Annotated in this window: 5 protein-coding genes; 4 read left to right on the forward strand and 1 reads right to left on the reverse strand. The window is 42.7% G+C overall.

The features are described 5' to 3' along the window. Positions 1 to 191 precede the first annotated feature (191 nt). The 4 genes from AAC033_RS17070 (at position 192) to AAC033_RS17085 (ending at position 8,230) form a co-directional block, all read left to right on the forward strand. Positions 192 to 2,399 carry an alpha-galactosidase gene (locus AAC033_RS17070; RefSeq protein ID WP_339740347.1) on the forward strand — a complete coding sequence of 736 codons (2,208 nt, stop codon included), beginning with the start codon at positions 192 to 194 and terminating at the stop codon, positions 2,397 to 2,399. 13 nt (positions 2,400 to 2,412) lie between these two features. Beyond that, positions 2,413 to 4,371 (forward strand): glycoside hydrolase family 97 catalytic domain-containing protein, encoded by a 1,959-nt coding sequence (locus tag AAC033_RS17075; RefSeq protein WP_339740349.1) that lies wholly within the window; start codon positions 2,413 to 2,415, stop codon positions 4,369 to 4,371. Positions 4,372 to 4,377: 6 nt separating this feature from the next. Continuing rightward, a complete protein-coding gene (locus AAC033_RS17080; RefSeq protein WP_339740351.1) occupies positions 4,378 to 7,389 on the forward strand; it encodes a T9SS type A sorting domain-containing protein in 3,012 nt (1,003 codons plus the stop codon). 391 nt (positions 7,390 to 7,780) lie between these two features. Further along, entirely contained in the window at positions 7,781 to 8,230 is a 450-nt protein-coding gene (locus AAC033_RS17085; RefSeq protein ID WP_339740353.1) for an SRPBCC family protein, read from the forward strand. Between the two features lie 740 nt (positions 8,231 to 8,970). Here the strand turns inward: AAC033_RS17085 and AAC033_RS17090 are convergent. Then, positions 8,971 to 9,183: a hypothetical protein gene (locus tag AAC033_RS17090; RefSeq protein WP_339740355.1), complete on the reverse strand. Its 213-nt coding sequence runs from the start codon at positions 9,181 to 9,183 to the stop codon at positions 8,971 to 8,973. Between the last annotated feature and the right edge of the window lie 182 nt (positions 9,184 to 9,365).

The following is a 9,365-nucleotide window of genomic DNA, read 5'->3' on the forward strand; positions in this document are numbered from 1 at the left end:
AATTATCTTGAAGGGTGTCTTGGTCAAACCAGGGCACCCTTATCTTTTTTAAACTACTGCCGGCTTATAGTGGTAGATTATCATAAGAGAGACTATCTTGATGGCTATATCATACCGCTACAGTAACAGCAAACAAGTTATTCCATGGTGGATGATTTGGAAAGGTATTACATCACATAAAAATAAACTTCATGTACAGCATTAATCGTTTTATTCCATGGCTTTATAGAAGCCTGGCAGTTTTCATTTTCGTTCTTTTTATGGCTTCTGGTATTCAGGCCCAGATCATTCCTGTTGAGACAAGCCAGAATGCAATGGTTTTTCAGGTTGACAAAAGCAACGATCTGAAGATGATTTATTTCGGAGAAAAGCTTTCAAGAGATTCGGAATACAGACGCATTTCAGAACAGTATAAACAAGCAACGGACTATACCGATGTTTATAATTCTGCATATACCTCAGCCGGAAGCCGAAATTTGCTTGAGCCAGCCATTCGGGTGACTCATTCAGATGGAAATCAATCGCTTGACTTGGAATACGTCAATCATCAAACCGAAACGATTGATGCCAATGTTTCTCTATTGAAAGTCACCATGAAGGACCGGGTTTATCCGGTTCAGGTCGAGTTATATTATCAATCCTATTTCAATGAGGATGTGATTGAACAATGGGCTGTGATCAGCCATCAGGAAAAGAAGCCGGTTGTACTGCATAAGTTTGCATCAGCCAATTTGAGCCTCAAAGGCAAAGACTTTTATCTGACCCAGTATTATGGGGATTGGGCCAAGGAAATGCAGCCGGAAGAATCAAAGCTTACTCGTGGAATAAAAACAATTGATTCAAAACTGGGGACACGGGCTAATTTGTTTCAGCCTTCGGTGTTTATGGTATCATTCGATCAACCGTCGAATGAGGACGAAGGAACAGTTTTGTATGGAGCCTTGGAATGGAGCGGAAATTTCAAGATTGAAATGGAGTTGGATCCACAGGACAACCTACGGATCATTGCAGGGATGAACGATTATGCTTCGGAATACAAACTTCCCGCAAAACAGGAGTTTAAAACTCCAGCGTTTTTACATGTTCTATCCCACAATGGTAAAGGTGAAGCGAGTCGTAAATTACACTCTTGGGCACGTAATCATAAACTGTTGGATGGCAAAGGTGATCGTTTAACCTTGCTTAATAATTGGGAAGCAACTTATTTTGACTTTAATGAGCAGAAGCTGTTTTCGTTGTTAAAAGATACAAAGAAGCTGGGAGTTGACTTGTTCCTGCTGGATGACGGCTGGTTTGGAAATGAATATCCGCGAAACAATGATGATGCAGGATTAGGCGATTGGCAAGCGAATCGTAAAAAGTTACCTAATGGTGTTTCATCTTTAGTTGAAGAGGCGACAAAAAATGGCGTGAAATTCGGGATTTGGGTCGAGCCCGAGATGGTGAACCCGGAAAGCAGTTTGTATCATAAACATCCTGATTGGGTCATTAAGCAGCCAAAGCGTGATGAACACTATTTTCGCAATCAATTGGTATTGGACTTGAGCAATCCCGAAGTACAAGATTTTGTTTTTAAAGTGGTGGATGATCTTTTTGTCGAGAATCCTGATTTAGCCTACATTAAGTGGGATTGTAACGCTGTAATTTATAATGCTTATTCAAGTCACCTGAAGGAACAAACGCACTTATACATTGATTATGTACGAGGGCTCTATAATGTATTGGAGCGACTCCGTGACAAATACCCAACCGTGCCAATGATGCTTTGCTCCGGCGGGGGCGGCCGCGTGGATTATGCTGCTTTGCAGTACTTCACAGAATTTTGGCCGAGCGATAATACCGATCCATTGGAGCGTGTCTTTATGCAATGGGAGTATTCCTATTTCTATCCGGCAATCAGTACTTCAAATCACGTCACAGACTGGGGCAAGCAATCCTTGAAATATAAAATTGATGTAGCCATGATGGGGAAACTTGGTTTTGACATCGTTATTGGTGAGCTGCCCGATGAAGAATTGCGCTTTTGCCAGCAAGCAGTAGATACTTATGATGTGTTGAAAGAAACGGTTTGGCATGGAGATTTATATCGCTTAGCAGACCCCAAAAAGAATGATTTTGCTTCATTGATGTTTGTGAATTCGGAAAAGAACGAGGGTGTCGTTTTTAATTACCTGGTCAACAACAGATATGACAAAAAAAGTGAGGCTCCGGTTAAGTTTAAGGGACTTGATGCTGCGAAGAACTACCAAATTCAAGAAGTTAATCTTTATCCAGAAACCTCATCGCCTTTAAATTCAGATCAGGTCCTCAGTGGAGATTTTTTGATGAAAATCGGCTATAATCCACAAGTTCATGCTGGTCGGAAAAGTGTTGTCCTAATCATTCGCGAAGTAAAATAAAATGGAGATAAAAATGAGTCGAATAAAACTGTTAGCAGTCACCCTGATCCTATTTGCGATTGTCTCGTGTGGAAAGAAGGTGGAAACTGAATGGCAGATGGTGTCTCCCGAGGGAGGAATTGTTGCCCAGCTACAGATACAGGACGACGGACGGTTGAGTTACCAGGTGTGGGCTGCAAATGGCTCAAACAGAACTGCTGTGATTGAGAACTCGCCGTTGGGAATTATTCGCAAAGATCAGCAATTTGATACACTAAATTTTGTAGGAAAAGAGAAGGAGAAAACAGTTGGGGAATCCTATACGCTTTCTACAGGAAAAAGACTGGTGAACCGGAATCATTACAACGAATATGCATTCAAATTTGCCAATTTGGACGGTGGGCTTTTAGACTTGGTATGTCGAGTTTATGAGGAAGGGTTTGCTTTCAAATACGTTTTCCCAGAGAAGGACGAGCAAACTTATATTGTAGAGCATGAGCTAACTGGCTTCAACCTTCCAGAGGGAAATGCATGGATGCAACCTTACGACAAACCGACAGCATATGCTCCGGCATACGAGCGCAATTATGAAGGTGAAATGCCCGTCGGGACTCCATCTCCCGGCAGAGAAGCCTGGTGCTTCCCCGCATTGTTCGAAGTCAACGAGCATTGGGTGTTGATCTCTGAGGCCAATCTGAAAGCTAATTTCTATGGATCTCATTTGGATTCAGTAGCAGACAATGGGTTGTATCGTGTTGTGCCACCGTTGGAAGAGGAAGCTTTTGGTTATGGTAATACTTATGCGGAATCAACTTTACCGTGGGATATGCCCTGGCGAATAATTCTGATCGGATCGGAGTTGGGTGATATCCTGGAGTCGAACCTGGTAACCCACTTGAGTGATGCGTCGAGAATAGAGGATCCTTCCTGGATTCGATCTGGTCGGGCCTCGTGGGCTTGGTGGTCCGGGTATCTGGATGGATCAAATGATACACCAGAGAAACTGAAGAAGTATATAGACTTTGCAAAGGAGATGGAATGGGAGTACTCGCTTATAGATGCAGGTTGGGACACCCGAAAAGGATTTAATCTTGCCGAAATGGCTGACTATGCGAAAGCGAAGGGAGTAGACTTGTTGCTTTGGTACAACTCCGGAGGGCCAATTAATCGGGTTAACGCAGGGCCAAGAGACAAAATGTTTGATCCAGACATCCGTAAAAAGGAAATGAAGCGGATTTCGAAACTTGGAATCAAGGGAATCAAGGTCGATTTTTTCTCAAGTGATAAACAGGACTTTATGAAGCTTTATCACGGGATAATGGAAGATGCAGCAGCCAATAAGCTACTGGTGAATTTTCATGGGTGTACGGTTCCCCGGGGATGGTCGCGTACTTACCCCAACTTGATTTCAATGGAAAGTGTCATCGGCGAAGAGGGTTACATTTATCATTCCCACTATGAACAAGGCGCACCGCTGCATTGTACAATTTTGCCCTTCACCCGAAATGTGGTGGGGCCGATGGATTATACACCGGTTGCATTTTCGGTTCAGCAGGTTCCACACCGCACTTCTTATGGTTTTGAGCTGGCTCTTGCCGTTGTCTTTGAATCAGGAATTCAGCATTTTGCTGACAAGGTTGAAATGTATCAAGCTCAGCCAAAGGAGGTCATTGAATTTTTGAAGTCTGTCCCCGCGGCATGGGATGACACTAAATTTCTCTCAGGTTATCCGGGAGATGATGTTGTGATTGGAAGACAAAGAGGTGAAGATTGGTTTGTCGGAGGGATTAATGGAGAAGATGTCGGTAAGGTTATTGAACTTGATTTCAGCTTTTTGGAATCCGGAGAGACCTACCAAGCTACTTTCATTACTGATGGGGAAGATAATCAATCTTTTTATACAGCGTCTAAAAGCATTTCAAACCAATCAACAGAGCATCTGGAAGTTTTGCCAGTTGGTGGTTTTGTGATTCAATTGAAGAAAATCAAATAGGAAGTCATGAAATTCGTTGGTTGGATCAGAAATAAGATAACGTTACTAAAAAATTTGATTTTTAGAGGAATGGAAATGAAACTGCAGTTTAATGGAAATTGGGCTGCAGTCCTTCTTTTTGTGGCATTGATCTTCCCCGCTAATCTCCTTGCCCAGAAATTTGAATTTGAAGCTGAGACTTCAATTTTGGCGAATGGCTCCGCTGTGCAAAATGCCAGCGAATGTTCAGGAGGTCAGCAGGTTGGAAATTTGGGTGGGACACAGAACGGTTCAGTAACGAAAGTGTTTCAAGTTCTATCGGGAGGAGATTATGACCTTTCAATAAGCTACAGCACGGCTGATCAACGATCATTTTCTGTTTGGGTGAACTATGGAAAGCGGGTGGAGGTTGTTTGCTCACCTTCCGGTGGCTGGTCGACACCTTCAACGGCACAAATTCAAATTGCTTTGATTGAAGGTGAAAATACGCTGGTCTTCGATAATCCGAACGGGTGGGCTCCTAATCTTGATCAATTCTCGCTGACTCCAAGCCCCACGTTTAATATCTCTGGCAGCGTGAAACAGGATGAAACGGTTGTAGTAGGAGTTACGTTATCTCTTTCCGGTGCTAAAATCGGCAATATTGAAACGGATGAAAATGGAGCGTATTCATTTACTGGTCTGACGGGAGGTAAAAGCTACGCCATTACCCCAACAAAAGAGGGAAGCGTGTTTGATCCTCCGTATCTATCATTTGATCCCCTCTTAGAAGAAGAGAGTCTGCAAAACTTTGAAGTCGTGCCCGTTTGCGTTGAGTGTGTTGAATCATTTAAATTTGGTGCGAGCGGGGAGTTAAAATACAGTACTCAAACTGGAACCTATTCGATGTACTTCGGAGATCATCAGGTCATCTCCTCGGCCTACAGCATGGTGAAAAATGGTGATGTGTCAATCAGTAGTCTGGACTACGAAGATCGTCAGGTTTCCATTGAAGACATTTCTGATGATTTTGGGGATGGACAGAAAATGATAGTGACGTTAACAGCCCAAGATCTTCCTGATATGCAACAAGTGTTTTACGCTTACGATGGAAGCGATTATTTTCTTGCAGAAGTTTTTTTGAGAGGCGAGTCTGTTGTGTCAAATTATATGGCACCATTAGTTAGCAGTCAGGTTGATATTGCAGAAGCCGGTGATAATCGTTTCCTTTTTGTTCCGTTCGACAACGATGGTTTTATTCGCTATCGATCGCACACATTGGAAAATTACACGACAGCAACTAGTTCGGAGGTAACTGCTTTTTATGATGATATCAGCCGTAAAGGACTGGTGGTTGGTTCAGTCGAACATGCAACCTGGAAAACCGGAATTAAAGGAGCAGGAGAAGGTAGCGAATTATCTTCGCTTGTAGCCTGGGGAGGTTATACCGACGAAAATGTGACTCGTGACGCAAAGGCACATGGCTCAATTTCCGGGGAAGAGATTAAATCCCCTAAATTGTTTGTTGGGTATTTCGATGATTGGCGTCTTGGAATGGAGGAATATGGAAGGGCTAATGCTGTGGCAGAGCCACGCTATGTTTTTGAGTGGAATCAACCAACACCATTTGGGTGGAACAGTTGGGGCGCCATTCAAACAGATCTGAGTTTGGATAAGGCGAAAGCAGTTGTCGATTTTTTTGTAGAAAGTTTGCCTGATTTCAGAAATGGAGAAACCGCTTATATCGATTTGGATTCATACTGGGACAATATGGTGAGTGGAGGCTTGGAAGGCGATTTTTCAAATCTGGTGGCATTTGCGAATTATTGCAAAAGCAATGGATTGAAGCCTGGGATTTATTGGGGCCCTTTTGTGGATTGGGGTAAGTACGACCGGCAAGTCGAAGGAAGTGTATACAGTTACGCAGGAGCCTGGACGAGAGTGAATGGAGCGTATCATGATGAAGATGGCGGACGCGCCATGGATCCGACTCATCCGGCAACGCAGGATCGGATAAGTCTTATGATTGACAAGTTTATAGCTTGCGGGTTCGAAATGATTAAGATTGATTTTATTGGCCATGCGTCAGTGGATGCTGATCATTATTATGATCCTGAAGTGACGACAGGAATGCAGGCATTTCGCAAAGGCATGGAATATTTAGTTGATCAGCTTGAAGATAAAATGCTCATCTATGCCGCCATTTCGCCAAATCTGGCAACAGCCCGCTATGTTCATTCGCGGCGAATTGCTTGTGATGCTTATGCTGATATTGGTGCCACGGAATATACCCTGAATAGTAATACTTACGGGTGGTGGCAGGATCAAATGTATGATTTTATAGATGGTGACCATTTGGTGTTTGGTAATAGCTCCATGGGGGAGAATCGTGCCCGGTTGGCTTCTGGAATAATTAACGGAACAATTTTCAGCGGAGACGACTTTTCTGTGACCGGCCAGTGGTCTGAAAGAGCAAGAATCCTATTACAGAACGAAGACGTGCTGGAAGTTGCAAAGGATGGAGTTGCTTTTCGCCCGGTTGATGCCCATTCGGAGAGTGGGGCCAGCGAGATTTTTGTGAAGGAAGCTGAAGGGATTTACAACGTAATCGTCGTAAATTATGGAGAAGCTAAATCCTTCAATCTTAATTTTGAGCGATTGGGAGTAGAAGGGACAGATTATGGGGTCAAAGAGTTATTCAGCGGAGAAGAAAAACACTATTACGGAAGCGCCATATCTATTGATATTCCAGCTCGCGATGCAGTGATTCTTCAATTCTCTAAGGGTTTTCCCGATGCGGTGGGTGATATTTCAGAAGGAAGCGCCATCCGTATTTTTCCAAATCCAACCCAAGCAAAGATACATATCGAAGGGACAAACAACATTGAGAGCGTAAAGTTATATCATTCTACGGGAGCTCTGGTAGAGTCAATAAATGAAATCAATCAGAATGAAACGGTCGTGGATATGGAAGGCTCTCCAGATGGTGTATACCTGGTGTCTGTAATCGAAAAGGGGGGTAGTGAAACGATCTCCAAAATCATAAAAACCAAGCAATAGTCTAAATTCATTAAAATGAATATACTTCGTATTTCCGAAAAGAACATTGAGAATCTGTAAGCATCTGGCAAACTCCGTCTTGTCTCCTGCAAAGCTGCTGTTTTATTTTCAGCGTTTCACTAAAATGTTCGGAGAACTTCAAGTGAAAAGGGAGCCGGACAGGCCTTCTTGGTTCGGTTAAATGCGTACATTTGAGTTCATCAGCAGGGCGTTGTCGTATTTGGCCTGTTGTTTTGACGGAGGCCCACCCCGTCAACATCAAATGATTTAATAACCTTTGTATGGTCGACGCCGGCCAAAAACGGGCTGCACGATAGTGGAGCAGTCACCACTTTAAAAAAACGGGTGGAACCGAAAAGCCAAACGAGTAGGAATACAAAAAAATAGTGTTATGACCGACAACAATGTTTCGTTACACCGGGTTCTTAAAGCATCACCTGAAAAGGTATACCGCGCATTCACCGACGCATTGGCAATCGCCTCCTGGTTGCCGCCGTATGGCTTTTTATGTACGGTACATGAAATGAATGCACAGGTAGGCGGTTCTTATCGCATGTCATTTCAGAATTTCTCAACCGGGAAGAGCCATTCATTTGGCGGAGAATATGTTGAACTCAAACCCAATGAATTTTTGAAGTACACCGATCAGTTCGATGACCCTAATCTGCCGGGTGAAATGGTAACCACGGTTTGGCTGCAGGAGGTCTCTACAGGTACAGATCTGAAAATCACTCAGGAAGGAATTCCCGCTGTCATACCTGCGGAGATGTGTTACTTGGGCTGGCAGGAGTCACTGGACAAGCTGATGAGGTTGGTGGAGCCTGAAATACCGGATGCGTAATGGCTAATGTGTGCGTTCTCGTGAGTGCCATTGCAAGAAGTCTTCCCATTAGCTGAGGGAAGGCTTTTTTATTCTTCCAAATTAACTACGTATCGACAGGCATTTTCAGGTTCTGCGGGCCCTTTTCCCTGTTATGCCGTTCCCTTTTTGCACGTTTATCCGAGTAACTAATGGTTAATTTTAAGCCATCCTCTTTTTCGATAACATCACTTTGCCATTTGTCAATTTAAGGGACAGGATTTTTTCTTTCACCGCCTTGTTCTCATTTTTGATCCTTGTCCCTAAAATAAAGTTACATCCTTTTTCCTGTAGGTCGTTAATATTTGCGGTTGACAACAAACCCGAGTCTGCACTAATTACCAGCTTACATTTTATTTTAAATACATCTATTGTGGGCAGCATGGTATGTCCTTCAAATTTAGTGCCTTCATGTAGCTCATCGACGAAACGGTAACCATCAACACTAACAAGCAGCCCCAGCACAATTTACGGGTTCAGGTGTTTGCCTTCCTTTGAGAAACCCCGTGTCCTTATTTCGTTCTCATCATCTATCTGGAAATAAATCGTGGTGACATGGTAAAAAACAACACTGATTATACCAATAAGAACTTTTAAGTTGTGCTGGTAATTGATTTGCTGAATCATTCCTTTTTGTTCATGGTAGAGCTTATCGAGGTACCTGTAGATTCTATCTTCACTGGTAGCTATTGAAAAATAACGTTTAAGATATTGAGTGGTTTTTAGTTTACTCCTTCTATATCAATACCTTTAATGCTGCTTTTTACTGCTTCTTTGAAATCTTGTTCGGGAAGATTAAGTGTTTGCTGTCCCTGATAAGTTTGTATGAACTCCTTTCCCAGGTAACAGAGATTTTCAACAATATCAGGATCTTTTGAACTTCCGATCGTTCTTAATCCTTTATAGTTGCCGGAACTTTTTTCAATAACCTGCACCCTAATTAACCCACTTTTATTCTACCATACTAGAGCAAAAATAGCTCTGGGACTCCCATGAAAAAAGAAAAAAGTCAACAAATAGCTGAATAGTTGATGTTTATGGATTTATTGCCAAAATGGGTGCGGAAAACTGAAACAGTATTTCCCACTCAAATATCTAAAGTTTATAATCATATATC

This window comes from uncultured Sunxiuqinia sp. (genome assembly GCF_963974515.1).
Taxonomy (GTDB): Bacteria; Bacteroidota; Bacteroidia; order Bacteroidales; family Prolixibacteraceae; genus Sunxiuqinia.